At 47.2% G+C, this 26,286-nt stretch carries 30 protein-coding genes; 27 read left to right on the plus strand and 3 right to left on the minus strand.

Going from position 1 to position 26,286, the window contains the following annotated elements; all coding sequences use genetic code 11:
* The 11 genes from recD2 (at position 1) to mtnN (ending at position 11,166) form a co-directional block, all read left to right on the plus strand.
* Positions 1-2,448, plus strand: coding sequence for an SF1B family DNA helicase RecD2 (gene recD2, locus BBI11_RS07205; protein WP_068461898.1), 2,448 nt, complete (start codon positions 1-3; stop codon positions 2,446-2,448).
* A 305-nt stretch (positions 2,449-2,753) separates the two neighbouring features.
* Positions 2,754-5,378, plus strand: coding sequence for an alanine--tRNA ligase (alaS, locus tag BBI11_RS07210; protein ID WP_068461900.1), 2,625 nt, complete (start codon positions 2,754-2,756; stop codon positions 5,376-5,378).
* 87 nt (positions 5,379-5,465) lie between these two features.
* A complete protein-coding gene (locus BBI11_RS07215) occupies positions 5,466-5,732 on the plus strand; it encodes an IreB family regulatory phosphoprotein (RefSeq protein ID WP_058383651.1) in 267 nt (88 codons plus the stop codon).
* A 2-nt stretch (positions 5,733-5,734) separates the two neighbouring features.
* A complete protein-coding gene (gene ruvX / locus BBI11_RS07220; RefSeq protein WP_068461903.1) occupies positions 5,735-6,151 on the plus strand; it encodes a Holliday junction resolvase RuvX in 417 nt (138 codons plus the stop codon).
* A gap of 13 nt (positions 6,152-6,164) precedes the next feature.
* Positions 6,165-6,473, plus strand: a complete 309-nt coding sequence (locus tag BBI11_RS07225) for a DUF1292 domain-containing protein (protein ID WP_058380964.1) — start codon at positions 6,165-6,167, stop codon at positions 6,471-6,473.
* A 92-nt stretch (positions 6,474-6,565) separates the two neighbouring features.
* Positions 6,566-7,690 (plus strand): endolytic transglycosylase MltG, encoded by a 1,125-nt coding sequence (gene mltG / locus BBI11_RS07230; protein WP_156889044.1) that lies wholly within the window; start codon positions 6,566-6,568, stop codon positions 7,688-7,690.
* Between the two features lie 84 nt (positions 7,691-7,774).
* Positions 7,775-8,380: an O-methyltransferase gene (locus tag BBI11_RS07235; RefSeq protein ID WP_068461904.1), complete on the plus strand. Its 606-nt coding sequence runs from the start codon at positions 7,775-7,777 to the stop codon at positions 8,378-8,380.
* A gap of 6 nt (positions 8,381-8,386) precedes the next feature.
* A complete protein-coding gene (gene udk, locus BBI11_RS07240) occupies positions 8,387-9,031 on the plus strand; it encodes a uridine kinase (RefSeq protein ID WP_257785578.1) in 645 nt (214 codons plus the stop codon).
* 81 nt (positions 9,032-9,112) lie between these two features.
* Complete coding sequence (gene greA, locus BBI11_RS07245; protein ID WP_068461907.1) at positions 9,113-9,589, plus strand: transcription elongation factor GreA; 477 nt, start codon at positions 9,113-9,115, stop codon at positions 9,587-9,589.
* A gap of 119 nt (positions 9,590-9,708) precedes the next feature.
* Complete coding sequence (locus BBI11_RS07250) at positions 9,709-10,413, plus strand: YrrS family protein (RefSeq protein WP_068461909.1); 705 nt, start codon at positions 9,709-9,711, stop codon at positions 10,411-10,413.
* Positions 10,414-10,461: 48 nt separating this feature from the next.
* Positions 10,462-11,166, plus strand: a complete 705-nt coding sequence (gene mtnN / locus BBI11_RS07255) for a 5'-methylthioadenosine/S-adenosylhomocysteine nucleosidase (protein ID WP_068461911.1) — start codon at positions 10,462-10,464, stop codon at positions 11,164-11,166.
* Positions 11,167-11,222: 56 nt separating this feature from the next.
* Here the strand turns inward: mtnN and pssA are convergent, their stop codons facing one another.
* On the minus strand, positions 11,223-11,744 hold the full coding sequence (gene pssA, locus BBI11_RS07260) for a CDP-diacylglycerol--serine O-phosphatidyltransferase (RefSeq protein ID WP_416383631.1): 522 nt from the start codon (positions 11,742-11,744) through the stop codon (positions 11,223-11,225).
* 108 nt (positions 11,745-11,852) lie between these two features.
* Between pssA and BBI11_RS07265 the strand changes: the two genes are divergently transcribed.
* The 13 genes from BBI11_RS07265 (at position 11,853) to BBI11_RS07320 (ending at position 21,237) form a co-directional block, all read left to right on the plus strand.
* The gene (locus tag BBI11_RS07265) at positions 11,853-12,626 is read left to right on the plus strand and encodes a phosphatidylserine decarboxylase (RefSeq protein ID WP_068461915.1); all 774 of its coding nucleotides are present in this window, start codon (positions 11,853-11,855) and stop codon (positions 12,624-12,626) included.
* A 39-nt stretch (positions 12,627-12,665) separates the two neighbouring features.
* Entirely contained in the window at positions 12,666-13,187 is a 522-nt protein-coding gene (locus BBI11_RS07270) for a YqeG family HAD IIIA-type phosphatase (protein ID WP_068461917.1), read from the plus strand.
* Positions 13,184-14,287 (plus strand): ribosome biogenesis GTPase YqeH, encoded by a 1,104-nt coding sequence (gene yqeH, locus BBI11_RS07275; RefSeq protein ID WP_068461918.1) that lies wholly within the window; start codon positions 13,184-13,186, stop codon positions 14,285-14,287. Before BBI11_RS07270 ends, yqeH begins: the two co-directional genes overlap by 4 nt.
* Before the next feature lie 11 nt (positions 14,288-14,298).
* Positions 14,299-15,123: a shikimate dehydrogenase gene (aroE, locus tag BBI11_RS07280; RefSeq protein ID WP_068461920.1), complete on the plus strand. Its 825-nt coding sequence runs from the start codon at positions 14,299-14,301 to the stop codon at positions 15,121-15,123.
* A complete protein-coding gene (yhbY, locus tag BBI11_RS07285; RefSeq protein WP_068461922.1) occupies positions 15,110-15,400 on the plus strand; it encodes a ribosome assembly RNA-binding protein YhbY in 291 nt (96 codons plus the stop codon). Before aroE ends, yhbY begins: the two co-directional genes overlap by 14 nt.
* The gene (locus tag BBI11_RS07290) at positions 15,397-16,005 is read left to right on the plus strand and encodes a nicotinate-nucleotide adenylyltransferase (protein ID WP_083389028.1); all 609 of its coding nucleotides are present in this window, start codon (positions 15,397-15,399) and stop codon (positions 16,003-16,005) included. Before yhbY ends, BBI11_RS07290 begins: the two co-directional genes overlap by 4 nt.
* Positions 15,959-16,537 (plus strand): bis(5'-nucleosyl)-tetraphosphatase (symmetrical) YqeK, encoded by a 579-nt coding sequence (yqeK, locus tag BBI11_RS07295; RefSeq protein WP_068461924.1) that lies wholly within the window; start codon positions 15,959-15,961, stop codon positions 16,535-16,537. Before BBI11_RS07290 ends, yqeK begins: the two co-directional genes overlap by 47 nt.
* Positions 16,530-16,868: a ribosome silencing factor gene (gene rsfS, locus BBI11_RS07300; RefSeq protein WP_068461926.1), complete on the plus strand. Its 339-nt coding sequence runs from the start codon at positions 16,530-16,532 to the stop codon at positions 16,866-16,868. Before yqeK ends, rsfS begins: the two co-directional genes overlap by 8 nt.
* Entirely contained in the window at positions 16,865-17,305 is a 441-nt protein-coding gene (locus BBI11_RS16715) for a class I SAM-dependent methyltransferase (protein WP_335645545.1), read from the plus strand. The genes rsfS and BBI11_RS16715 overlap by 4 nt, the downstream gene beginning before the upstream one ends.
* A complete protein-coding gene (locus BBI11_RS16720) occupies positions 17,302-17,586 on the plus strand; it encodes a hypothetical protein (protein WP_335645546.1) in 285 nt (94 codons plus the stop codon). The genes BBI11_RS16715 and BBI11_RS16720 overlap by 4 nt, the downstream gene beginning before the upstream one ends.
* A 314-nt stretch (positions 17,587-17,900) precedes the next feature.
* Positions 17,901-18,323, plus strand: a complete 423-nt coding sequence (locus tag BBI11_RS07310; RefSeq protein ID WP_082799240.1) for a helix-hairpin-helix domain-containing protein — start codon at positions 17,901-17,903, stop codon at positions 18,321-18,323.
* A gap of 71 nt (positions 18,324-18,394) precedes the next feature.
* On the plus strand, positions 18,395-18,967 hold the full coding sequence (locus BBI11_RS07315; protein WP_068461931.1) for a ComE operon protein 2: 573 nt from the start codon (positions 18,395-18,397) through the stop codon (positions 18,965-18,967).
* Between the two features lie 20 nt (positions 18,968-18,987).
* On the plus strand, positions 18,988-21,237 hold the full coding sequence (locus tag BBI11_RS07320; RefSeq protein WP_068461933.1) for a DNA internalization-related competence protein ComEC/Rec2: 2,250 nt from the start codon (positions 18,988-18,990) through the stop codon (positions 21,235-21,237).
* Between the two features lie 36 nt (positions 21,238-21,273).
* Here the strand turns inward: BBI11_RS07320 and BBI11_RS16235 are convergent, their stop codons facing one another.
* Positions 21,274-21,408: a YqzM family protein gene (locus BBI11_RS16235; protein ID WP_082799234.1), complete on the minus strand. Its 135-nt coding sequence runs from the start codon at positions 21,406-21,408 to the stop codon at positions 21,274-21,276.
* Between the two features lie 178 nt (positions 21,409-21,586).
* On the opposite strand from BBI11_RS16235, the gene holA reads away from it, so the two are divergent.
* The gene (holA, locus tag BBI11_RS07325) at positions 21,587-22,621 is read left to right on the plus strand and encodes a DNA polymerase III subunit delta (RefSeq protein ID WP_068461935.1); all 1,035 of its coding nucleotides are present in this window, start codon (positions 21,587-21,589) and stop codon (positions 22,619-22,621) included.
* A gap of 109 nt (positions 22,622-22,730) precedes the next feature.
* On the opposite strand, the gene rpsT is transcribed toward holA, so the two are convergent.
* The gene (gene rpsT / locus BBI11_RS07330) at positions 22,731-22,979 is read right to left on the minus strand and encodes a 30S ribosomal protein S20 (RefSeq protein WP_068461938.1); all 249 of its coding nucleotides are present in this window, start codon (positions 22,977-22,979) and stop codon (positions 22,731-22,733) included.
* A gap of 215 nt (positions 22,980-23,194) precedes the next feature.
* Between rpsT and lepA the strand changes: the two genes are divergently transcribed.
* Both lepA and hemW read left to right on the plus strand, forming a co-directional pair.
* Complete coding sequence (gene lepA, locus BBI11_RS07335; RefSeq protein ID WP_068461940.1) at positions 23,195-25,024, plus strand: translation elongation factor 4; 1,830 nt, start codon at positions 23,195-23,197, stop codon at positions 25,022-25,024.
* A gap of 57 nt (positions 25,025-25,081) precedes the next feature.
* Positions 25,082-26,221 (plus strand): radical SAM family heme chaperone HemW, encoded by a 1,140-nt coding sequence (gene hemW / locus BBI11_RS07340; RefSeq protein ID WP_068461942.1) that lies wholly within the window; start codon positions 25,082-25,084, stop codon positions 26,219-26,221.
* Positions 26,222-26,286: the final 65 nt, after the last annotated feature.

Consider the following 26,286-nt stretch of genomic DNA (forward strand, 5'->3'; position numbering starts at 1 on the left):
ATGTCCGGACAGATTGATTTATTCCAAAAAGAAAGTGAATTTGTGCTGGGGCGTCCGGTCGTCTCGATTTTTCACAATCCCCAAAACCTCTTCTCCATCATTAAAGTGAAAATCCAGCAAACCAACACCCCCTATACCGAAAAGGAAATTATCGTCTCCGGTTATTTCCCGAAGCTATCGCTTGAAGAACAATACAAGTTTACCGGGAGCGTCAAAAACCATCCGAAATACGGCGTACAGTTCCAGGCAGAAACCTTCAAGAAAGAAGTGCCTGAAACCGAACAAGGCGTTGTCCATTATTTATCGAGCGATTTGTTCAACGGCATCGGTCGCAAAACGGCTGAGACCATCGTCAAGAAACTCGGCAGCGACGCCATTAAAAAAATTCTAGAAGACCCGGATGCACTTGACGGTGTCCCGCGTCTTTCGGATGAAAAAAAAGATACCATCCGCTCGACTTTGCAGATGAATTTAGGACTTGAGCGCGTCATGATCCAATTAAACGATTGGGGATTCGGCCCGCAAATCGGTATGAGAATATATCAAGCTTACCGTGAAGAAACGATCGACATTCTTTCGAAAAACCCATTTCAGCTGATCGAGGAAATCGAAGGCATCGGCTTTCACCGTGCGGACGAACTCGGCTCAAAGCTTGGCATCACCGGCAGCCACCCCGATCGTATTAAAGCGGCCATTCTCCATGTGTTGAATCAGGCGTCGCTATCGGAAGGGCATGTCTTTGTCGATGCGAAGAATTTAATCCCGCTCGTCAAGCAATTGCTTGAAGCGAGCCAATCAGCGGACATTCCAATCGACTCGATTACACAAGCAGCTATCGAACTGAATGAGGAAGGCAAAGTGGCGGGGGAAGAAACCCGCCTTTATTTGCCGTCATTGTATTATTCGGAAGTCGGCATCGCAACCAAGCTCGAGACCTTGATTGCCGAGCAGGAAACGCGCGATGGCTTTCCATCTTCTGAAATCCGCAAAGCGCTTGGCGACGCTGAAGAGCGGCTTGGCGTCAATTATGCAGAGACGCAAATCGATGCTATTGAAAAAAGTTTGAATTCCAGCGTCATGATTCTCACCGGCGGGCCAGGGACAGGCAAGACGACGGTCGTTCGCGGCTTGGTCGAAGTCTATGCCGAACTGCATGGCTTGTCGCTTGATCCGAAAGAATATGGCAAGAAAAAAGAGCCATTCCCGATCATTTTGGCAGCTCCGACAGGGCGTGCGGCGAAACGGCTCAGCGAATCAACCGATTTGCCGGCGATGACGATTCACCGCTTGCTTGGCTTTAACGGCCAGGAAAAAGATGAAGAAACCGAAAAAGAAATTGAAGGCAAATTGATCATCATTGATGAAATGTCGATGGTCGACACTTGGCTTGCCCATCAATTATTAAAAGCGGTGCCTGTCGACGCCCAGCTGATTTTTGTTGGCGACCAGGATCAATTGCCGCCAGTCGGCCCCGGACAAGTGCTGCGCGATATGCTTGCATCCGGCCGCATCCCGAAAGTCGAGCTGACGGAAATTTACCGCCAAAGTTCGGGTTCGTCCATCATTGAACTCGCACACCAAATGAAAGCCGGGAAACTGCCGGATAATATCGAAGCAAAAACCTCCGACCGTTCGTTCATCCGTGCCGGGGCAGACCAAATTTCGACAGTTGTTGAAAAAGTCGTCAAGAGTGCTTTGTCAAAAGGCCATACGATCAAAGACATTCAAGTGCTTGCGCCAATGTATAAAGGGCCAGCAGGCATCGATGCGCTTAACCAAATGATCCAGCAGATGGTCAACCCGAATGACGACGGTTCCCGCAAAGAGCTGGCATTTGGTGACATCACTTACCGTATCAACGACAAAGTGTTGCAGTTAGTGAACCAGCCTGAGAGCAATGTCTTTAACGGGGATATGGGCGAAGTAGTCGCCATCATGAAAGCGAAAGAAACGGTGGAAAAGCAGGATTTGCTTGTCGTGTCATTTGACGGCATCGAAGTAACGTACCAGCGCAGTGATTTAAACCAGCTGACGCTCGCTTATTGCTGTTCGATTCATAAAGCACAAGGCTCGGAATTCCCGACAGTCATCATGCCGGTCGTCCGCGGTTATATGAAGATGCTGCGCCGCAATTTGCTCTACACCGGCATCACAAGAAGCCGGGATTTCCTCATTCTTTGCGGCGACCCGGGCGTGTTCCGATATGGCGTCGAGCGTACAGACGATTCGAGCCGCTTGACGACGCTGGCAGATAGACTGGGAATCGCAGAGGCCCCAGCAGCAACAGCGACAACAGCGACAGAGAATCCGGCGCAAACAAAAACCGAACAAACGATTTCCGAAACACAAGCCGACGAGCCAAAAAGCCTGACACAGCAAAATGCCCACCGCATCCATCCGATGATCGGCATGGAAGGCATCACGCCGCGCGACTTTCAAGGAGCGTGAGTGTGCTTGACAAGGCCATCAGGGTTTTCTATAATTCAATTTATAACAGAAAGACAACACTTAGACGGAGACAGTAAATAGAATCCGGCTGCTTAGAAAAAGGCTCCCTTGGCTGAAAGGGCCTTCTGCCGCATCTATTGAACGCTACTCCCGAGTGCAGCTAATCACTGCCGTCCCGCCGCGTTAAGGCGCTTGAGAGACACACGGCCCAGGCCTTGTGTAACCAGGGTGGTACCGCGAATCAAGCCTTCGTCCCTTTTTATTAGGGGATGAAGGCTTTTTATTATGCAAAAGGAGGAATTTTGATGAAGAATTTGAAAGCTGAAGAAATCCGTAAGCTCTATCTCGATTTTTTTAAAGAAAAAGGACATGACGTAGAACCGGGCGCGCCACTCGTGCCGTTTGAAGACCCGTCTTTATTGTGGATCAACAGTGGCGTCGCGACGTTAAAAAAATATTTTGATGGCCGCGTTATTCCGAAAAATCCACGAATCGTCAACGCGCAAAAATCAATCCGCACAAACGATATCGAAAACGTCGGGAAGACGGCGCGACATCATACATTTTTCGAAATGCTCGGCAACTTCTCGATTGGGGAATATTTCAAAACAGAGGCTATTCACTGGGCGTGGGAATTTCTCACGGACGACAAATGGATCGGCTTTGATGCAGAGAAATTGTCTGTGACCATCCATCCGGAAGACGAAGAAGCTTACGCTATTTGGCTGAATGAAGTCGGCGTGCCAGCTGAACGCATCATTCGATTGGAAGGGAATTTCTGGGATATTGGGGAAGGCCCAAGTGGACCAAACTCGGAAATTTTTTACGACCGCGGTGAGTTCTACGGAAACGATTCGGAAGACCCAGAATTATATCCAGGCGGCGAAAACGACCGTTATTTGGAAATCTGGAACTTGGTGTTTTCCCAGTTCAACCATAATGCGGATCACACGTACACGCCGCTGCCAAAACAGAACATTGATACTGGAATGGGTCTCGAGCGCATGGCTTCAGTCGTTCAGGACGTGCCGACCAATTACGATACAGATCTATTTGTACCAATTATTGAGAAGACCGCAGAAATTTCAGGGAAATCCTATGGCGACAGCCAAGAGCAAGATATGGCCTTCAAAGTGATTGCCGATCATGTTCGCACCGTCGCGTTTGCGATTGGAGACGGCGCATTGCCGTCAAACGAAGGCCGAGGCTACGTGCTGCGCCGCTTGCTGCGCCGTGCTGTTCGCTATTCGAAGAAACTTGGCATCGAAAAACCGTTCATGTACCAATTAGTGCCGGTTGTTGGGGAAATCATGCAGAGCTTCTATCCTGAAGTGAAAGACAAGGAAGATTTCATTGTCCGTGTCATGAAGCTTGAAGAAGAGCGCTTCCTTGAAACTTTGCACGACGGTTTGGAAATTTTATCTACCGTGATCCAAAAGCAAAAACAACAAGGCCATAGCGAAATTCCGGGTGAAGATGTTTTCCGTTTATATGACACGTACGGCTTTCCTGTAGAGCTAACGGAAGAATACGCAGAAGATGAAGAAATGACCATCGATCACGCAGGTTTTGAACTGGCGATGAACGCTCAGCGTGAACGTGCGAGAAATGCTCGCCAGAATGTTAACTCCATGCAGACGCAATCCGAAGTGCTTGGCAATATCAAAGCAGAAAGCGAATTTATTGGCTATACGCATACAGTGGCAGACGCTGAAATCGTCGCCATCGTAAAAGACGGAGAATTGGTCGACAGTGTCCAAGAAGGCGAAGAAGTGCAGCTCGTGCTGGACCGTACGCCATTTTATGCCGAAAGCGGTGGACAGATTGCCGATAAAGGGACACTGACCAACGATCTGGTTTTGGCTACTGTGCTCGATGTCAAAAAAGCACCGAATGGTCAGAACTTGCACCGTGTCAGAGTGGAATCCGGCGAATTGACGAAAACGGCTGTGAAAGCGAAAGTCGATGCTTCTGAACGACGCCACACGGTGAAAAACCATACCGCGACTCATCTTTTGCATCAGGCATTGAAAGACGTTCTTGGCACACATGTTAACCAAGCGGGGTCCTATGTTGGTCCAGACCGCCTGCGTTTTGACTTCTCTCATTTTGGGCAAGTGACAAAAGAAGAGCTGGCAACGATCGAGCAGGCAGTGAATGAAAAAATCTGGGAAGGCATTGAAGTCGAGTCAGGCTATCATAACTTGCAGGAAGCAAAAGACATGGGCGCAATGGCTTTATTTGGCGAAAAATACGGTGATGTCGTCCGCGTCGTTGCGATCAGCGATTACTCGCTCGAATTGTGCGGCGGCATCCATGTAGCGAACACTTCTGAAATCGGCGTCTTTAAAATCGTCTCAGAAAGCGGCATCGGAGCTGGCGTTCGCCGCATTGAAGCATTGACCGGCAAGGGTGCGTTTACCAGCATTAAACAAGGGGAGAAAGTGTTAGAACAAGCAGCTTCTCTTTTGAAAGCCAACCCACGTGATGTCGTTCAAAAAATTGAAGCGACGCAAGCCGATGTCAAAGCTTTGCAGCGCGAAAATGAATCGCTGCTGCAGAAAATCGCTAATGCCCAGTCCGGTGAATTGCTGGAATCGGCAAGAAAAGTCGGAGATGTGACAGTATTGTCAGCAAAAGTTCAAGCAAAAGACAATAACCAACTACGCCAAATGGTCGACGATTTGAAAGCGAAATTTGATCAGGCTGTGATTGTTCTGGGAGCAAGCGACGGCGACAAAGTCATGCTAGCAGCGGGTGTTTCGAAAAACATTGCGGGCCAGGATTACCACGCCGGCAATATCGTCAAAGCGGTCGCTGAACAATGCGGCGGCAAAGGCGGCGGACGCCCGGACATGGCGATGGCTGGGGCAAAAAATCCAGAGCAACTAGAGGCCGCTCTTGAATCGGTCTACACTTTAGTCAAATAGGTTTAACAAATCCGCGCTTTCAGTTATAATGGGATTCAGCAAGAGGAACGAATTGCCAATACACATTCCGAAAGTGAGGTGCTTGTCGTGAGCTCATTTGATCGCACGATGAAATTTGATTCATCCGATGAGTCGATGGAGCAGGACGTAAAGCAAGTAATGTTGCAGGTCCATGCTGCTCTAGAAGAAAAAGGCTATAACCCGATCAATCAGATCGTCGGGTATCTGCTTTCAGGTGATCCGGCTTATATCCCTCGCCACCAGGATGCCCGGAACATGATCCGGAAACTGGAGCGGGATGAAATTTTGGAAGAACTGGTGAAGTTCTATATCAAAAAGAATAACGAGGAATAATTATGCGAACAATGGGATTGGATGTTGGCTCCAAAACGATCGGAGTGGCGATTAGTGATGCGCTTGGTTGGACAGCCCAGGGCATTGAAACCGTCAAAATCGATGAGGCGAATGGCCAGTTTGGTCTTGAACGTCTTGGCGAATTGATCAAGGAGTACAAAGTAACGGAAGCGGTCGTGGGCTACCCGAAGAACATGAATAACTCTATCGGGCCACGGGCAGAAGCTTCCGAAAAGTTTGCAGCATTGCTAAAAGAAGGATATGATATACCGGTAGTGCTTTGGGATGAAAGACTGACAACAATGGCAGCAGAGAAAATGCTGATTTCTGCCGATGTCAGCCGAAAAAATCGCAAAAAAGTAATCGACAAGATGGCCGCAGTGATGATTTTACAAGGCTATCTTGATTCAAAAAAATGATGAGGTGACACAAATGGAACATGGTCAAGAGCATATTACAGTAGTGGACGAGCACGGAAACGAGCAATTATTCGAAGTGTTGTTCACATTTGAATCGGAAGATTTCGGAAAATCATACGTCTTGTATTTCCCAGTAGGAGCAGATGAAGACGAAGAAGGCGAGATCGAAATCCACGCATCTTCTTTCACTGAAAACCTGGATTCTGATGAGAAAGTTTCCGGCGGCGAACTTCGCCCAGTAGAAACTGAAGAAGAATGGGACATGATCGAAGAAATGCTTAACACTTTCCTCGAGGAAGAAGAAGAAAACGAAGAGCAATAACCATAAGGGGGACGGAATTGAACCTTGATTCCGTCCCTTTCATTTGAATCGCCTTCTGTTTTGGGAAGATGAATCGCTGAGGGGGAACACCCGTGGAAAAGCAGTCAAAAAAGGACGTCATGTTCGACAGGATGAAGGAAAAGAAAAAAGAAGTGAGAGTGGTTCGGCGTATCGTGTTGATTGTCGCGCTCGTCCTTCTAGTGGTCGTCGCAGTAGTCGGCTGGCAAGCCTATAGCTATGTCACCGATGCACTCGAGCCAATGGATCCGGATTCTGAGAAAGTGATTGATGTCGAGGTGCCGATTGGCTCGAACTTGGATAGCATTGCCGCATTGCTTGAAGAAAATGAAGTCATCAAAGATGCCCGCATTTACAAGTATTACGTCAAATTCCAAAACGAATCGGAGTTCCAGGCCGGCAATTATGGTTTGACACAATCGATGACATTGGAAGAAATTACGGAAAGTTTGAAAACCGGGAAAGTCTATCATGAACCTTTATACACGATCAATGTTCCAGAAGGCCTGACCTTGGAAGAAATTGCCGAACGCGTCATTGCCGAAAAAACGGATTATAGCGCAGAGCAGTTTATGGAACAAGTGCAGGACGAAACGTATATCGAAGAATTGATGGTTAAATATCCTGATCTACTGACAGAAGACATCAAAGGCGAGGACGTTAAATTCGCATTGGAAGGTTATTTATTCCCTGCTACTTATCCAATCTATGAGGAAAACCCTTCATTGACCGTGTTAATTGAGCAGATGCTTGATGCCACCAAAGCGACAATTGAACCGTACCAAAGCGTCTTGCAGGAACAAGAGAAATCGCCTCATTGGCTATTGACTTTTGCTTCATTGCTAGAAGAGGAAGCGACTGCGAAATCAGATCGCCAAACTATTGCCAGTGTCTTTTATAACCGGATGGATCAAGATATGCCGTTGCAGACAGATCCAACTGTCATTTATGCGATGGGCGAGCATAAGGACCGTTTGTTCAACTCGGATTACGAGTTTGAAGATCCTTATAGCACCTATACAAATAAAGGCTTGCCGCCTGGACCGATCGCCGCTGCCGGCGCATCATCCATTGAAGCGGTGCTCGATCCGAACCAAACGGATTATCTATACTTCCTAGCTGACTCAGAAGGCAAAAATTACTTCTCGACCAGTTACGAACAGCATCTTCAATACCGTGATGAATATATCGGAAATTGATCCAAGCAGGAAGGGAGCGCACGTTTCCCTTCTTCTTTTCTGTTCAAATGAGGCAAAAGTGCATGAAAGGGGCGGATATCTACAATGCCTGAAACACCAATAGAAGCATTATTCAAAATGATGCGCACCTATGCGGCAGAACATCATGTGCCGATCATGGAAGAACAGGGCATCGGGGAGCTGCTCGAATTATTGCAAGAGCAGAACCCGCACCGCTTGCTCGAGCTGGGAACAGCAATCGGCTATTCGGCGCTTCGGATAGCCCAGGCTTTGCCCGACGTCAGGATTGACACGATTGAACGGGACCAAGAGCGGTACGACAAAGCACTTGGATTTATTCAGCAATCGGCAATGCAAGACCGCGTGCAAGTCATCTGTGCCGATGCGCTTGAACTGGATATTGCAGAATTGACTCCGTCGTACGATGCCGTGTTCATCGATGCTGCAAAAGGGCAATATGAACGTTTTTTTAATAAATACGAAAGTTTACTTGTTAAAGGCGGCACCATTTACTGCGATAATATGTCCATGCATGGTATGGTGGACCAGCCGATTAAAGAAGTGCCAAGACGCAAACGTACGATGATCCGTAATATCCGTGCGTTTCGTGAAAAAATGGATGGGCATCCCGGATTCGACTGTGAACTATTACCGGTCGGGGATGGGCTTCTCGTCTGCAGGAAAAAATGAAAATCGATACACAAGGAGTTAACGTATATGTCTAAAAACAGACCGGTCGTCATCGGCATCGCTGGCGGTTCAGGATCAGGCAAGACCAGTGTCACCAATTCCATCTATGAAGTGTTCAAAGAACATTCCGTAGTGGTCATCGAACAGGATTATTATTATAAAGACCAAAGCGATCTCGCATTTGAAGAGCGTCTTGAAACCAACTACGACCATCCGCTCGCTTTTGATACGGATCTGTTAATCGATCATGTCAACGAATTGCTTGAACGAAGAGCGATTGAAAAGCCAATCTACAATTACGCTTTGCATACCCGTGCAGAAGAAAGCGTTGTGATTGACCCGAAAGACGTTATCATCTTGGAGGGCATCCTGGTCCTAGAAGACGAACGTTTGCGCGAACTAATGGACATTAAGCTCTTCGTCGACACCGATGCGGACCTGCGCATCATTCGCCGCTTAATGCGCGACATCAACGAGCGCGGACGGACGATCGACTCGGTTATTGAACAATATTTAACTGTCGTGCGCCCGATGCATAACCAATTCATCGAGCCGACGAAACGCTATGCGGACGTGATTATCCCCGAAGGTGGACAAAACGAAGTCGCAATCGACCTAATGGTTACAAAAATTAAAACAATTCTTGAATAGATTGGAAAATTATAATAGAATGATACGAGACTGACGGGTGTTAGCGCATCCATAGTCAGCAGTTGAAGGAGTGGGAAGAGTATGGCAAATGATAAACAATTTCCGATGACAGCTGCCGGAAAGCAGAAGTTGGAAGATGAACTGGATTATTTGAAAACGGTCAAACGCAAAGAAGTGGTGGAACGCATCAAAGTAGCAAGAAGTTTCGGGGATTTATCCGAGAACTCCGAGTACGATTCTGCGAAAGAAGACCAAGCCTTTGTCGAAGGGCGTATTTCTACATTGGAATCCATGATCCGCAATGCGGTGATTATAAATGAAGAGGAAGCCGGCAACGATGTCGTGCGTCTCGGAAAAACAGTTACGTTTATGGAAATTCCAGGCGGTGAGGAAGAAGCTTACACTATCGTGGGCTCTGCGGAAGCAGATCCGTTGGAAGGGCGCATTTCGAACGATTCGCCAATTGCTAAAAGCATGCTTGGCCGCACTGTCGGTGACCGTGTCAAAGTGTTGACACCAGGCGGGGAAATGGAAGTCAAGATCGTTTCGATCAATTGATGAACCCAGCCATTCCTTTGGGAGTGGCTGTTTTTTTGATGAATGAAACAAAACTTTAGTTGAAACGTCAAATTTGTCATGGGCTAAATATGATAAAATATGTGTAAAGGGGGCATTGCATGGCTAACGAAGAAAAATCATATCCCTCTCGTTTGAATAAGAATAAGAACAATAAAAATCGTTCGAATTCGATCCTGAATATCATGATCGCCTTAGTATTTACTTTGGTGGTTATCATCGGGGCGACATTGCTTTTCGGAGGCGGCGACGATTCAGCAGATCCTGAATCCACAGAAACCACGCCGGCAACGGAAAGCCAAACGAGCGGCGATGATGATCCGCAAGTAACGGCAGAAGAAAATGACCTCGAAGCGGAAGAAAAAGCGGAAGAGGAAGCCAAGGCTGAAGAAGAAGCAGCTAAAAAAGAAGCTGAAGAAAAAGAAAAAGAAGAAGAGGAAGAAGAAACAAAAGGCGGTACCATCACACGTGAAGAGTCCAACGACCCAATCGTCAGTGAAACCATCGTCAACACAAGCTGGGAGCCTGTTGGCACAAGCCAAAGCGGCGACCACGTCTCTTCTTACCAGAAAAACTCAGTCGATTGGAACGAAAAAATTGAAGCGGTCACTTACGCTACAGGATTGTCTCAAAATGACATGTATGTCATGATGGTTCAAAATGGCGGCGGCCCTCAACAATCGATTGCGACAGTTCAGTCGAAAGACCAATCCGAGAAATACCGCGTCTATCTTGAATGGGTGGACGGAGAAGGTTGGAAACCAGAAAAAATGGATGTACTCAAAACGCTGGACGGCGCCTATTAATAGGGCGCCGTTTTTCCGGCGAAATCTTAAGCGTAAGGAGCGGATATAATGAGAATCGGTGTAATCGGCGCAATGGAAGAAGAAGTAGAGTTATTGCGCAATCAATTAGCGAACACATCTGTCCGTGAAATCGCCAATAGCGAATTCACAACGGGTACATACAAAGGGCAGGAACTCATTCTGCTGAAAAGTGGCATTGGCAAGGTTAATGCTGCGATGACTACGACGATTCTGATGCAGGAATTCAAACCGGACCTGGTCTTGAATATTGGGTCAGCCGGTGGTTTTGATGAAGAATTGGAAGTTGGTGCAGTAGTCATTTCAGATGAAGTGCGCCATCATGATGTCGACGCAACCGTATTCGGCTATGAGCTTGGCCAAGTGCCGCAAATGCCGGCTGCTTATATCGCCAACAAGGAATTGGTTGAACTTGCCGTCCAGGCGGTCGATGATATCGGTGAACATCAACATGCGGTCGGGCTTATTGCAACAGGTGATTCATTTATGAGCGATCCTGAACGTGTCGCCTTGGTGAAACAGCAATTTCCCGCGATGAAAGCAGCGGAAATGGAAGCGGCTGCCGTCGCGCAAGTTTGCTTCCAATACGATACGGCATTTGTCGTCATTCGCGCTCTGTCGGACATCGCCGGTAAGGAATCCTCGGTCTCATTCGATGAATTCCTGCCAGTGGCTGCCAAGCATTCCACTGAAATCGTCTTGCGTGTCATCGAAAAGATGCTCCAGCGCGTATAAAAGAAACTTCATCCCAAAACAAGCAAAAAAAGCTGAGGGCATCAAGCCCTCAGCTTTTATACTTTCCGCAATGAAAATGTGCTGATCATTAATAATGAAGAAATCAATAAGATGAACATATAAACAGCGGGCGACCAATGGCCAAACCCGAAATATGACAAAGTCAGCACAGTTCCGGCTGCAGTAATTGGCAAGCCGGTAAAATAGCCATTCGGTTCGCAAATATTAAAGCGCGCCAAGCGGAAAGCGCCGCATGAAATATAAATAACTGTAAATACCATGCCGGATAGCCCGAAATCCTGCAAAGCCAGTTGATAGATCAAAAGTGCAGGGGCGACGCCAAATGAAATGATATCCCCCATGGAATCCAATTGTTTGCCGAGTTCGGATTCCTGATTGTATTTTCTGGCGACCATCCCATCAAAGCGATCTAAAAATGCAGCTATGAAAATAAACAGCACACTATAACTGTATTGCTGGTTCAACGTCGCCATCAATGAGGCGCCGCCGAACATCATATTGCCGATCGTTAACGTGTTGGCCGCCTGGCATTTCAGCCGTTTGATGGTGTGATCCATCTTGTCGATCAATATCAATGCAAGCGCTCCTTTTTTCGATATCCTTTCGCCAATTATACTGCGAATCGACAAAAAATGGTAGACTATTTTAACAATGGAGGTGCCGGTATGAAAAAATGGCTATATCAATCGATGATTGAATTGGGCAATGGCAAGACTAGCTCCGCAGCGTTAAAACGCTTTACTCAATCAATAATTAGCCAGAAGGCTGTGCCTGGATTTATCAAGGCCTATAACATCGAACTGGGTGAAATCGAACGTCCAATTGGGCAATACACGAGTTTGCATGATTTTTTTACACGTCGTTTGAAAACACATGCGAGACCGGTTGCGAACACTGAACTCGTCTCTCCTGTTGATGGGCGCGTTGAGATCCATGGCGCGATTCAAAACGATAGCCGCTTTGCGGTTAAAGGCATCAGCTATTCACTCGCAGAATTGTTAGGCAGCAAGCAATCAGCGCAGCGCTATGCAAACGGCCAATATGCAATCTTGTATTTATCGCCTGCAGATTACCACCGGATCCACAGCCCAGCAGATGGCCACGTCGTAAATCAATACATGCTCGGCGAAAAATCCTATCCGGTCAATCGCCTCGGATTAACTTATGGCAAATCGCCAATCAGCGGCAACCGGCGTCTCATTACGGAGCTAGAGACCGCAAACGGGCGTCTGCTCGTTGTAAAAGTCGGCGCCATGTATGTCAACTCCATTGAATTGACCGAGTTCGGCACTAAATGGCAGAAAGGCCATGAAGTCGCTTACTTTAGCTTTGGTTCGACAGTCGCTTTGTTTTTTGAAAGCCGCGATCTTCAGTTTGATGAGAAAATCAAGGACGGCCACCACATCAAGGTGGGAGAACCGCTTGCATATATGGTATAATCAATGAACTTAAGTCCGTAGAAACAGGAGTTGTTACGTGTGTATCGATATTTTATTCCAAGGCAGTATGTGAAAGAAGTTTTTGACATCACGCCAGAGTCATTGAAAGCAAAAGGGGTGCGCGGGATTATTACCGACCTCGACAATACCTTAGTAGAATGGGACCGTCCCGAAGCGACGCCACGCCTTATCGAGTGGCTGAAAGCGATGAAGGATGCGGACATTCAAGTGGTTATTGTGTCCAACAACAATGAGATGCGCGTGAAGTCGTTCGCTGACCCGCTCGGTATTCCATTTATTTACCAGGCAAGAAAGCCGATGGGCAAAGCCTTCAGGAAAGCGCTGAAAATTATGAGTGTTAAACGCGAACAAGTTGTCGTTATCGGCGATCAGATGCTGACGGACATTTTTGGCGGCAACCGCAATAAGCTTCATACGATTCTCGTATTGCCAGTCGCGCAATCAGACGGCTTTTTTACGCGTTTTAACCGGATGGTAGAACGACGGATCATGAAAAGATTGAAAGATAAAGGACAATTGATGTGGGAGGAAGAAAATTGACAGAAATGCCATATTGCATCGGTTGCGGTGTACAGATCCAAACAGAACAAAAAGACGAGATCGGCTACGCGCCACCGTCTTCGCTCGATAAAGAAGAAATCATCTGCCAACGCTGTTTCCGTTTAAAAAACTATAACGAATTGCAGCCGGTCTCTTTGACGGACGACGATTTCCTGCGCATCTTGAACGGCCTTGGTGAGCGTAAAGGCTTGATCGTGAAGATTGTCGATATTTTTGATTTCAACGGCAGCTGGCTACCGGGATTGCACCGCTTTGTCGGAAACAACCCGATTTTGCTCATTGCCAACAAAGCAGACTTGTTGCCGAAATCAGTCAAAGAGAAAAAACTGCTCAATTGGATGAAACAAGAGTCGCGTAAATTAGGCTTGAACCCAATCGATATTTTGGCTGTTTCCGCACACAAAGGTACAGGCGTCGCAGAAGCGATGGATGCAATTGAACAATACCGTGACGGTGGCGATGTCTACGTGGTCGGCTGTACGAATGTCGGGAAATCGACCTTCATCAACCGAGTCATTAAGCAAGCGACAGGCGAAGGTGATGTCATTACGACTTCTCATTTCCCTGGAACGACGCTGGATATGATCGGCATTCCGCTGGATGATGAACGATCGTTATACGATACGCCGGGCATCATCAATCATCATCAATTGGCGCACCATCTGCATACGGAAGATCTCAAGGCAATCATGCCGAAAAAAGAAATCAAGCCTCGTGTGTTCCAGTTGAACCCTGAACAGACCTTGTTCATCGGCGGATTGGCGCGTTTTGATTTCATCAATGGCAAACGTTCATCTTTCACGGTGCACGCGGCCAATTCATTGAATATTCATCGGACCAAATTGGACAATGCAGATGATTTGTACGCACAACATCTCGGCGGCATGCTTGCCCCGCCATCTGCTGAATATAAAGAAGATTTTCCTGAATTGGTGCGCCACGAATTCCGCATCAAAGAAGGCAAAACAGACATCGTCTTTTCAGGGCTAGGCTGGATTACGGTCCAGCACGACGATGTGACGATCGCTGCCCATGCACCAAAAGGGGTAGAAGTCATCGTCCGCCCATCGCTCATCTAGGAGGGGACCAAATGAAGAAATGGTATGCAGTCATTGGAGACCCGATCGCGCATTCCTTATCGCCTTTTATGCACGACTACTGGTTTGACAAACATGGCATCGATGCTTCCTATATCCCTGTACATGTGGAACCTAAACAGCTAGAACAAGCGCTTCACTCCATGAAATTGCTTGGCAATAGCGGATTTAACATTACGTTGCCGCATAAGCAGGCGGCGATTCCGCTATTGAATGAATTGGACGAAACGGCACGCATTATGAATGCGGTCAATACGGTCGTAGCACATAATGGACGTCTAAAAGGATTCAACACCGATGGGGATGGCTTTGTCCGTTCACTTTTAAGTTATCCTGTCGATAAAGACGGTGCGATGCTCGTAATCGGTGCGGGCGGGGCGGCAAGAGGCATCAGTTTTGCACTCTCCCGTGCCGGCTTCAGTAATATTACCATTACAAACCGTACATTCAGAAGAGCGCAAGAATTGGCAGAGGAAATCGACAGCAAAGCGATCGTGTTGACTGAAGCGGAATCGAATTTGAGTGAATTTGATACGATCGTCCAGACCACCTCTGTCGGCTTGACAGAGGAAGCATTGCCGCTATCGCTGACACACCTTGGAAGCGGATCGGTGGTCGCGGATATTATCTACAATCCACTGGAAACACCATTTTTAAAAGAATCGAAAGCAAAAGGCTGTTTGGTGCTGAATGGTGTCGGCATGTTCGTTAACCAAGGCGCCATCGCCTTCGAAAAATGGACAGGCATCCGTCCGGATACAGAAGAAATGATTGAATTGATTACGGAAAAACTAGGAGGAAATCATGTTAACAGGTAAACAAAAACGTTTTTTAAGAAGCGAAGCGCATCATTTGGACCCGATTTTTCAAGTCGGAAAAGGCGGCGTCAATGAAGCGATGCTCGTACAGATCGGGGAAGCTCTTGAAAAACGCGAACTCGTAAAAATCAGCATTCTGCAAAACAATGAAGATGGCAAGCACGAAGTGGCCAAGCATCTGGCTGAAGGGACTAAAGCTGAATTGGTTCAATTGATTGGCCATACGGTCGTCTTGTATAAAGTTTCAGTCAACAACAAACGGATTGACCTTCCGTGAAAAAACGCAAAATCGGCATTCTGGGCGGCACATTCAACCCGCCGCACATCGGCCATTTAATCATGGCCAATGAAGCCTACTACACACTAGGCTTGGATGAAGTGCGTTTTATGCCGAATGCCATCGCACCGCACAAGGAAGCGAAAGGCATCGATACAAAAACGCGTGTCGAGATGACGCGACTGGCCATTGAAGGGCAAGCCCATTTCCGTCTAGAAGATATTGAAGTGTCAGGCGGCGGGGTGTCGTATACGTATGAGACGATGGTCAAACTGATCGACCGTGAACCAGAATGCGAATTTTATTTCATTATCGGCGGCGATATGGTCGAAAGTCTGCATACCTGGCACCGGGTTGGCGAGCTGTCTAAATTGGTACAGTTTGTTGGCATTGGCCGTCCGGGATATAAGGCTGAAACCGATTACCCAGTAAGGATGATCGATTCACCAGAAATGCATGTGTCTTCGACGATGCTCCGGGAGCGTGTAGCAGCGGGCAAGCCCTTGACTTTTTTCGTTCCCGAGCACGTGGAAACACTGATACGGAAGGAGCGATTGTATGGATCCGAGCCTGATGCTCCAAAAAGTCAAAGAACGTCTACCTGAAAAACGCTATAACCATGTGCTAGGCGTGATGAATACTGCGGTGGCACTCGCTAAAGTGTATGGCGTGTCCGAAGAGCAAGCCCGCATTGCTGCAATTCTTCACGATGTGGCGAAGTATGCGGATCGCGACTGGATGCGCAGCATTATTGAAAAGGAAAACATGGATCCTTTATTGCTCGACTATCACCATGAATTATGGCATGCTCCAGTCGGTGCGTACTTAGCTGCTTATGAATTTGGCGTCGCCGATCAAGAAATTCTTGATGCGATCCGCTATCACACAACCGGTCGTGCTGCCATGACCGATCTTGAGAAGATCGTCTACATTGCAGATATGATCGAACCAAGCCGCAAGTTTCCAGGAGTCGAGCGCTTGAGAGCCATGAAAAATGATGGCCTTAATCAGTTGATGGAAGCGTCAATCCGGCAATCGATCGAATTTCTCACCTCAAAAAATCAGCCGGTTTATCCGGATTCCTTGAAATGCCTAAAGCATTTTGAGCAACAGAAAGGGAACGTGAAGAATGACTAAAGAGACATTATTGCAAGTGGCGTACCAAGCCGCAGAAGACAAAAAAGCTGAAGATATCGTGGTATTGAATATGGAGGGAATTTCGCTATTGGCGGATTATTTCCTCATCTGCAGCGCAAACTCAGACCGCCAAGTGCAGTCGATTGCGCGTGAATTGATGGACAAAGCAGGAGAAGCCGGCTATGAAGTCAAAAGTGTCGAAGGCTTCGACGCAGCGCGCTGGGTCTTGGTTGACCTTGGCGATGTCGTAGCACATGTCTTCCATCGCGACGAGCGCTCATACTACAACCTAGAGCGTCTATGGCGCGACGCCCCGCAGCTCGAAGTATGAACTACGGACGTTTTGCGGCAGTTTATGACGATTTGATGGAAGACATTCCATACGAGCAATATGTGGAATGGATTGCTGAAACGATGCGATCTGGATCGGTACTTGATCTTGCGTGCGGCACCGGCGTGCTGTCGGAATTGATGGCCGAACTCGGCTATGAGGTAACAGCGAGTGATTTATCCGCTGATATGCTCACCGTTGCGCAGAATCGTTTCAAAGAATCGGAGCTGGATATTCCAGTGCTTCAATTGTCTATGGACAATCTTGAAGGCTTAGAGGGTTTTGATGCCGTGACAATCGCGATCGATTCTCTGAATTATTTAGCGACAGAAGCACAAGTCACGAAAACCTTCGACCAAGTCTATGCAGCATTGAAGCCGGGGGATATTTCTTTTTTGATGTCCACTCGGTATTTAAAGTTGATGAGATTTTCATGAATAGCCCGTTTGTTTACGATGGGGAAGATCTCGCCTATATGTGGCATACAGAAAAAGGCTCTGCGCCTCATAGCGTCATCCATGATTTGACGTTTTTTGTACGTGAAGGCTGGATGTTCGAGCGATTTGAAGAAACCCATGAACAACGGACTTTTTCGATTGAATCCTATAAGGGATGGCTCGCTGAGGCAGGGTTCACGGTGGAATCAGTAACCGCTGATTTTACAGCGGATGCGCCGAGCGATGAAAGCGAACGGATTTTTTTCCGTGCAAAAAAATAAACAATCACAAAACCCCGCATATTTTTATATGCGGGTTTTTTTGTGGAAAGATGGACTTCTGATCTATCGTTATTATATAATTCAGTCAGCTTCAGCTGTTTGCTTTCTGCGGAAACGAGGGATGCCCACTGAAACTTTCTCCGCAATTCGCCAAATACGGTCGCATTGTTTTGCCATTTGCTGTTATTTTGGCACTTCTCTATTTCTTTCTCCTGCGCGAACCTCCAGAGGCCACTAGTCTCGATGAACTCACCACTCCACCCATTGAACAAGAACCCCCACCGGAAACTGAAACCGCCGTCAACACAAGCGTCATGATCGATGTAAAAGGAGCTGTCAAAAATGCCGGCCTGTATGAGTTGCCTTCCGGTTCACGTATTAATGATGCCATCCAAGCTGCCGGCGGCTTTTTGCCGGAAGCGGACAGCCGCTCGATCAATCTGGCGGTCATCGTGCTGGATGAATCAGCCGTCTATGTACCGACGCAGGGCGAAGAAATCCTGGCGCCGGTTACAGCAACAGCAGGCGGAAGCGCTGAGTCAGGACTTATCAACGTGAATTCGGCCGATGAAGAGGAATTGACCGAGCTTCCGGGAATCGGTCCGGCCAAGGCGGCGGCGATTGTCGCACACCGGACGGAAAATGGTCCTTTTGAAGCAATAGAGCAATTGATGGACGTGACAGGAATCGGTGAAAAAAGTTTTGAACAATTGAAAGAGCTGGTCAGCATCAAATGAGAGTGGACAGCTCTTGACGAACCGACTGCCTCTGCTACACTTAATTTAACGAAACAGCAGGAGGCATTCAGATGAAGCGAATAACGTGGGATCAATTTTTTATGGCTCAAAGCCATCTTTTAGCGCTAAGAAGCACGTGTACTCGATTGGCTGTCGGAGCCACTATCGTCCGTGACCGACGCATCATGGCGGGGGGCTATAATGGTTCAATTTCTGGTGGGGACCATTGCATTGATAAAGGCTGTTACGTCGTCGACAATCATTGTGTACGGACGATTCATGCAGAAATGAATGCGTTGTTGCAATGTGCGAAATACGGTGTCAGCGTTAGCGGAGCCGATATGTATGTCAGTCATTTCCCTTGTCTTCAGTGCACCAAATCCATTATCCAAGCAGGGATTTCGCGCCTTTATTACGCGGCCGATTACAAAAATCATGAATACGCTATCGAATTGCTGGAACAGGCAAATGTTGAAGTAATTCAAGTTGTGTTTGATGAACGCACAATCGATTTTCTAAGCGTCGAAAAAACGGCACTGTATATGGAATTGATCGAACAGCTTGGCGCAAAAGGGGCGAGCGAGGAAGAATTGGCCCATTATAAAGAACGGGTGAAGGAATTATTCGGAGAACTTCTCATTTAACGGAAACGTTATTTCTCTATGTGGCAATTGCTGTAGCGATTGCGGCACAAGCAGCACATGGCTCAGCTAATCAGCTTTTGCTCATGGTGCTGCTTTTTTGCTGGATGATTTACAAAAGAGCGCGTCTCAGTTGGCTGGCCATCGTATTGGGCATATCCATGATTTCCTATCTGACGATGGACGCCCGTATTGTCGAAGGCCCGCTTTTAGCCGGAAACTATGAAGGTGTACTTACATTTGATGAAATCTCAATTGACGGGGACCGCTTGTCTGGTTTTGCGGCGGATACCACAGGCCGAGTAATATACGCCAGTTACCGGATCCGTTCTATTGAAGAACAGCAAAGTTTACTAGCGCTTGGACCCTCAGCGGCACTTTATGTGTCGGGCGAATTCCAAGAACCGAGAATGCCGGCACATAGCTACGCATTCGACATGATGCGGTATTTAAAGCGCCATAACGCTTCCGGCATGCTCGAGGTGGGATCCATCTCCTCCGCGCAATCAAGCACGGGGGTTCGTGCCCGTTTGGCCAAGCAGCGCAGCAATTTGATTGAGCATATCGACAAAACCTTTCCGGTCTCCTTAGCAGTCGAAGCCCAAGCGCTGCTGCTCGGTGAACGGAGCAGTATGGATGCCGAACAAACCAGGATCCAGCGAACGCTTGGCATCACCCATTTATTTGCGATATCCGGCCTGCATGTTGGCATTGTTACGGCCATGATGTATTTCATTCTGCTGCGCTTGAGGGTCAGGAAAGAAAATGCGACCGTCTTATTATTGCTTGTGCTGCCGTTGTATGCCATGTTGGCAGGAGCTGCCCCGTCGGTTATGAGGGCTTGTGCGATGGTGATGATGGTGCTTGGGGCGAGGCTGATCGGACATCATGTGTCAGCCGTCCAAGCCTTATCAGCAAGTTTTATCTTGTTTTTGTGGCTCGACCCTGGCTTATTGCATGAGATTGGCTTTCAATTATCTTTTGGGGCGAGTTTTGGGATCATTGCTTCCCTTAAATTAATGGAAGGCGCTTCTGTTATCAAAAGCGGCTTGATCGTCACTGCAGTTTCTCAGCTTTGCTTGTATCCTCTGTTATTGCTCCACTTTTATGAAATCTCTTTATCCTCCTTTTTGGTGAATGTGCTCTATGTTCCCTTATTTACATTGTTGATTTTGCCGGCAAATTTCATTTTACTGGCTGCAAGCTTCGTGCCAATTGGAGTCGATGTCCTCCTGTTTTCATTTTATGAGCCGCTGCGCAGCTGGATCGAACGATTGACCGTTTTTTTAGCGGGCTTGCCTCATCAAGTGTGGACACCGGGAAGGCCGTCTGTCGTTTGGCTTTTGTTCATGCTTGTGAGCGTGTTGGTGTTTTTTATTCAGGCGGAAAAATGCTTCCGCCCGCGTTTATTGTGCATTTTGCTCATTCCAGCGATGTTGTTTACAGCAAAGCCGTATCTGGACCCTCGGCTCCATGTCAGTTTTATTGATGTCGGGCAAGGCGATAGCGCATTGATTGAGCTGCCTTTTCGTAAAGGGGTGTATTTAATCGACGCCGGGGGAGTGTTGCGTTTTGATAGTCAGCCATTCCAAGAAAAAAGCCGGCCGTTTGAAGTGGGGCGTCAAACGGTCGTGCCGTATTTGAAAGGGCGAGGCATCTCCAATATCGACCTTTTTATCTTGAGCCATCCGGATGCAGATCATGCTGAAGGAGCAGACGAGGTGTTTGAAGAATTGGCTGTAGAACATTTGCATATTACGCCTGGTTCCGAAGCAAACGCATTGATGCTAGAACTTGCACCTGCCGCTACCGAGGCCCGTGTGGAACTGCCGAAGAGTGGTTCGTATTGGGAGGTGGGTGAAACGCAATTCACTTATTTATCGCCGGAAGATGATCGTTATGAAGGCAATGATGATTCACTGGTGTTGCTGATGGAGCATCAGGGGCAAGGGTTTGTCTTTACGGGAGATCTTGAAGCTGAAGGAGAAGCTGGTGTGGTTGAACGGTACGGAGACAAATTAGCAGATGCCGCGGTCTTGAAAGTCGGGCATCATGGCAGCAAAACCTCAAGCTCGCGGCTTTTTTTGGAAGCCTTACGTCCCGAAATTTCGGTCGTTTCTGCGGGAATCGATAACCGTTATGGGCATCCAAGCCCCGAAGTAACTGAACGGTTTGATGAACTCGGCTTGCCGCTATGGTCTACGGCTGAACATGGCACCGTCCACATACTGGTCGAAGCTGGACGCATCTCTATTGACGGCAGCCGAAAATAAAAAAAGCTCCGGCCTAGGCCGAAGCTTTTTTTATAATCAGCGGGCTACGAATTGCACGACGCCAGCGATGATGAAAATAAGTGCGAAGAAACCAAAGGAAACGACGAAGCCCATCCCTGCATCGATGGCATCGTTGCGTTTGGACTGAACGTTCTGTTCAAATTCATTCATTGAAAATCCCTCCTAGTTGATTTTATTATAAGGGAACAAAAGCGAAAAATCCATATCGAACTCGACAATGTCCGGCAATTTTAGCCGACGTCACACAACTGTCAAAAGCAGAGTTGTTCTGTAAGGCAGACCGCCGCGGAAAAATCCGGTATAGTTATCAGAAGAGGGAGTGAAACGTATGATTACATCAATTTGGAAGTCAATCCGCGCGGATAAAATCGATCCAGTTTACTTAATTGTCGGATCTGAGAGCTATTTCATCACCAAGACAATCGAATTGCTGAAAGCGCAAATGGCAGAGGCAGAGGAAACGGATGTCTCTAATTTCGATTTGGATGAAGTGCCGGTCGCTCATGTGCTGGAAGAAGCGGATACAATTCCATTTTTCAGTGACCGTAAGCTGATCATCGCGCGCAATGCTTCGTTTCTAAAAGCGGCGGAACGCGGAAAAGAAAAAATCAACCATGACCTCAAATCTTTGGAAGCGTGGCTTGAGAATCCTCCAACTACGAGTGTGACGGTTTTTGTTGCACCATATGAGAAATTGGACGAGCGCAAAAAAATCGTCAAGTTAATGAAGAAAAATGTTGTGCTGATTGAAGCGAAATCGTTGCAGCCTCATGAACTAGAAAGCTGGATTGCGCATGAAGCAAAATCTCACGGCAAACTGCTTGAGCGGCAAAGTGCCCAAAAACTTATCGAAATGGCAGGCACCAATTTGACTTTGCTCGCTTCGGAAATTGAGAAGATGTCCTTATACCTCGGCTCGGAACAAGAAGAAATTACCGAAACGCTGATCGAAGATATGACAGCACGTACCTTGGAACAAGATGCTTTTAAGATGCTGCAGGCGTATCTCGATGGAGATGTCGAAACGGCGCTCAGCGTCTATTATGACCTGCTGCGCCAAAAAGAAGAGCCGGTCGCGCTGGCTGCTTTGCTTTCGTCACAAATCCGTTTTATGGTACATGTCTATTATTTGCAAAAAAAAGGCTATCACGCACAACAAATCTCCAAGCAACTGAAAGCACACCCTTATCGCGTTAAGCTATTGGTGGAAAGGCGTCGGCAGATATCCGAAACACGCTTGCTTCAAGTGCTTGGCGATTTAGCAGACATCGATCTGCAATTAAAAACCGTTTCAGGCAATCGGGAGCGGGTGCTTGAATTTTTCCTAATGAAACGCGCTGGGCATGCCAAACAGTCGTCTTGAATGGTAGATACTTAAAGGAGGAACTGCGAAGCCAATCCAAAGGCAGCGTGGTTTCTTTTTTCACACAGAAAAAAGCCGGCCCTATATAGGACCGGCTTTTTGATGCGTTTTACGCTTTTTTCATGAGGCTTGATTTTCTACGGGCAGCAGTGTTTTTGTGGATCAAACCTTTAGAAGCTGCTTTCTCAACTTGTTTGATTGCTGCTTTAAGGGAATCCCCTTTGTTTTCTTCATTATTAGCTACAGCGTTGTCAGCCTTTTTTACAGAAGAACGCATTGCAGTTTTAACAGATGAGTTCTGAGCATTTTTCTTATCAGTCGTGCGAACACGTTTGATTGCAGATTTAATGTTTGGCATATCTTTCACCTCCTAGACAATTTGAGCGGCAGGTGCAAGCCCTAGCTCTTCAGTGTCTCTATACAACAAAAGTTATTTTATCAAATCGGCTGGCCGAATGCAATAGTTACGTGGAAAGAAGTTTTCCTTGACACTGAAACCTTTATGCGGTCATTCATTGCCGATTACCCGCCTGACTGCTATAATTCAAAGTAGTTTATATGGGAGTGAAGAAAATGGACCAAGAACAGAGATTAGCGAGACAACAGAAAATCCGCAACTTTTCCATCATCGCGCACATCGACCACGGAAAGTCGACGCTGGCCGACCGCATTTTAGAAAGAACGAATGCATTGACAGCACGCGAAATGAAATCCCAATTGCTCGATTCCATGGATTTGGAACGGGAGCGGGGAATCACTATCAAATTGAATGCCGTCCAGCTTAATTATACAGCAAAAGACGGAGAGACATACATTATGCACTTGATCGATACGCCAGGTCACGTCGATTTCACGTACGAAGTGTCACGCAGCCTTGCTGCATGTGAAGGCGCAGTCTTGGTTGTCGATGCGGCGCAGGGAATTGAAGCCCAAACTTTAGCCAATGTCTATTTGGCGCTCGACAATGATCTCGAGATTCTTCCGGTCATCAATAAAATTGATTTGCCAGCAGCAGACCCTGAGCGCGTGCGCCAGGAAGTCGAAGATGTCATCGGCCTTGATGCATCTGAAGCAGTGCTTGCCTCTGCTAAAGCCGGGATTGGCATCGAAGAGATTTTGGAGCAAGTCGTAGAAAAAGTTCCAGCGCCACAAGGAGATCCATCGGCACCACTAAAAGCAATGATTTTTGATTCCTTGTACGACCCATATCGAGGCGTTGTCGCTTATATCCGTATCATGGAAGGTACCGTAAAGCCAGGCGACAAAATAAAGATGATGGCGAGCGGCAAAGAGTTTGACGTTGTCGAAGCAGGAGTATTCACGCCTAAAGTAACATTGCGTGACGAATTGACCGTTGGCGATGTTGGCTTCTTGACCGCTTCCATTAAAAACGTTGCAGATTCCCGCGTTGGAGATACCATCACGCTTGCCAATAATCCGGCAGAAGAAGCGCTGCCTGGTTACCGCCGATTAAATCCGATGGTTTACTGCGGCATGTACCCGATCGATACATCCAAATACAATGATTTGCGCGATGCACTCGAAAAATTGGAACTCAATGATGCAGCTTTGCAATTTGAGCCTGAATCCTCACAAGCGCTTGGTTTTGGCTACCGCTGTGGTTTCCTTGGCCTGTTGCACATGGAGATTATCCAAGAACGCATCGAGCGTGAGTTCAATATTGATTTGATCACCACAGCTCCGAGTGTTATCTATCACGTCCACATGACGGATGGGGAAGTACTGAATATCGATAACCCGGCGATGATGCCGGATCCGCAAAAAATCGAATACGTGGAAGAGCCATACGTCAAAGCGACTGTTATGGTGCCGAATGATTTCGTTGGCGCCGTCATGGAAATCTGTCAGCAAAAACGCGGCAATTTCTTGACCATGGATTACCTCGATAACTCTCGCGTCAGCATTATTTATGAATTGCCGCTCGCTGAGATCGTTTATGATTTCTTTGACCAATTGAAATCGGGCACAAAAGGCTATGCCTCGTTCGATTATGAATTGATTGGTTATAAAGATTCGAAATTAGTGAAGATGGACATTCTGTTAAACGCAGAAAAAGTCGATGCCTTGAGCTTTATCGTTCATAGAGATTTTGCTTACGAACGCGGCAAGATCATTGTCGACAAATTGAAGACTTTGATTCCTCGCCAGCAGTTCGAAGTTCCAATTCAAGCGGCCATTGGCCAAAAGATTGTGGCTCGCCAGACCATTAGCGCCATCCGGAAGAACGTTCTCGCAAAATGTTATGGCGGAGATATCTCCCGGAAACGTAAGCTATTGGACAAGCAGAAAGAAGGGAAAAAGCGGATGAAGCAAGTCGGCTCCGTAGAAGTCCCGCAAGAAGCATTTATGGCTGTTCTCAAAATGGATGACCAATCCAAATAAACGAAAAAAAGGAGGCGGTTTTTCTGCCTCCTTTTCCTATTAGAAAGAAGGATTTTTATGGTAAAAGGCATGTATATCCATATCCCATTCTGCCACCAGATTTGTTTTTACTGCGATTTCAATAAAGTATTTTTCAAAGACCAGCCGGTGGACGCTTATATCGAATCAATCGGCAAGGAATTGGCGCTGTGGAAGAAAGAAGGCGCACTGGACCATCCACTTGAGACGGTTTTTCTCGGCGGAGGGACACCAACTGCCTTGACGCCTGAGCAGCTAGAGCGCTTGCTTGAGTTGATCCATCAGTATGTTCCGATGATGAAAAATGTGGAATGGAGTTCAGAAGCGAATCCTGATGAACTGACGCGCGAAAAAATGGAAGTGCTCTATAAAGGTGGCGTCAACCGCCTCAGCATGGGCGTCCAGACCTTCGACCAGGATTTATTGAAACGCCTTGGCCGCACCCATGCCAATGATGATGTGCTGCGCGCGGTTGAAACTGCACGAGAAGTCGGATTCTCGAATATCAGCTTCGATTTGATGTATGGATTGCCAGGTCAAACGATGGCGCAATGGGACGAAACGCTTGAACGCGCATTTGCATTTGGCATGCCCCATTTTTCTGCCTATTCCTTGATCATTGAACCGAAAACGGTGTTTTATAATCTGATGGTTAAAGGCAAGCTCAACACGGTGACGGAAGATTTAGAGGGCGATATGTACGAGCGCCTCATGGACGAAATGAAAAAGCATGGCTTGCATCAATACGAGATTTCTAATTTTGCCAAGCCTGGCCATGAATCCCGCCATAATCTATTGTATTGGGATAATGAAGAATACATCGGCGTCGGCGCCGGTGCGCATGGCTATGTGAATGGTATCCGCTATTCCAATCACGGCCCGCTGAAAAAATACATGGAGCCGCTAGAAGCCGGAGAACGCCCTGTGCTCGATGCGACGACAGTGACTGTTAAAGCACAAATGGAAGAAGAAATGTTCCTAGGGCTGCGCAAGACGGCAGGAGTAGAGCTCGCCCGATTTGAAGAAAAGTTTGGCGCTGCGTTAGAGCAAGTGTACGGAGAGATTTTGCAAAATGAACAAGCGAAAGGCAATTTGGTAGTCGAACAAGGCCGAGTCAAGTTGACTCACAAAGGTCGATTTGTTGGTAATGAAGTTTTTGAGCAATTTTTGCTTTCATAGATGCTCATCCGTTGACAAGTAAAAAAAGTTTTGGTAATTTTAGTGTAGTCTTAGCACTCGAACCA

This window comes from Planococcus maritimus (assembly GCF_001687625.2).
GTDB lineage: Bacteria > Bacillota > Bacilli > Bacillales_A > Planococcaceae > Planococcus > Planococcus maritimus.

Coding starts and splice junctions, on each gene's coding strand:
- recD2 (WP_068461898.1), top strand. CDS start 1: ATGTCCGGACAGATTGATTTATTCCAAAAAGAAAGTGAATTTGTGCTG.
- alaS (WP_068461900.1), top strand. CDS start 2,754: ATGAAGAATTTGAAAGCTGAAGAAATCCGTAAGCTCTATCTCGATTTT.
- ruvX (WP_068461903.1), top strand. CDS start 5,735: ATGCGAACAATGGGATTGGATGTTGGCTCCAAAACGATCGGAGTGGCG.
- BBI11_RS07225 (WP_058380964.1), top strand. CDS start 6,165: ATGGAACATGGTCAAGAGCATATTACAGTAGTGGACGAGCACGGAAAC.
- BBI11_RS07235 (WP_068461904.1), top strand. CDS start 7,775: ATGCCTGAAACACCAATAGAAGCATTATTCAAAATGATGCGCACCTAT.
- greA (WP_068461907.1), top strand. CDS start 9,113: ATGGCAAATGATAAACAATTTCCGATGACAGCTGCCGGAAAGCAGAAG.
- BBI11_RS07250 (WP_068461909.1), top strand. CDS start 9,709: ATGGCTAACGAAGAAAAATCATATCCCTCTCGTTTGAATAAGAATAAG.
- mtnN (WP_068461911.1), top strand. CDS start 10,462: ATGAGAATCGGTGTAATCGGCGCAATGGAAGAAGAAGTAGAGTTATTG.
- pssA (WP_416383631.1), bottom strand. CDS start 11,744: ATGGATCACACCATCAAACGGCTGAAATGCCAGGCGGCCAACACGTTA.
- BBI11_RS07265 (WP_068461915.1), top strand. CDS start 11,853: ATGAAAAAATGGCTATATCAATCGATGATTGAATTGGGCAATGGCAAG.
- aroE (WP_068461920.1), top strand. CDS start 14,299: ATGAAGAAATGGTATGCAGTCATTGGAGACCCGATCGCGCATTCCTTA.
- yhbY (WP_068461922.1), top strand. CDS start 15,110: ATGTTAACAGGTAAACAAAAACGTTTTTTAAGAAGCGAAGCGCATCAT.
- yqeK (WP_068461924.1), top strand. CDS start 15,959: ATGGATCCGAGCCTGATGCTCCAAAAAGTCAAAGAACGTCTACCTGAA.
- rsfS (WP_068461926.1), top strand. CDS start 16,530: ATGACTAAAGAGACATTATTGCAAGTGGCGTACCAAGCCGCAGAAGAC.
- BBI11_RS16715 (WP_335645545.1), top strand. CDS start 16,865: ATGAACTACGGACGTTTTGCGGCAGTTTATGACGATTTGATGGAAGAC.
- BBI11_RS16720 (WP_335645546.1), top strand. CDS start 17,302: ATGAATAGCCCGTTTGTTTACGATGGGGAAGATCTCGCCTATATGTGG.
- BBI11_RS07310 (WP_082799240.1), top strand. CDS start 17,901: ATGATCGATGTAAAAGGAGCTGTCAAAAATGCCGGCCTGTATGAGTTG.
- BBI11_RS07315 (WP_068461931.1), top strand. CDS start 18,395: ATGAAGCGAATAACGTGGGATCAATTTTTTATGGCTCAAAGCCATCTT.
- BBI11_RS16235 (WP_082799234.1), bottom strand. CDS start 21,408: ATGAATGAATTTGAACAGAACGTTCAGTCCAAACGCAACGATGCCATC.
- holA (WP_068461935.1), top strand. CDS start 21,587: ATGATTACATCAATTTGGAAGTCAATCCGCGCGGATAAAATCGATCCA.
- rpsT (WP_068461938.1), bottom strand. CDS start 22,979: ATGCCAAACATTAAATCTGCAATCAAACGTGTTCGCACGACTGATAAG.
- lepA (WP_068461940.1), top strand. CDS start 23,195: ATGGACCAAGAACAGAGATTAGCGAGACAACAGAAAATCCGCAACTTT.
- hemW (WP_068461942.1), top strand. CDS start 25,082: ATGGTAAAAGGCATGTATATCCATATCCCATTCTGCCACCAGATTTGT.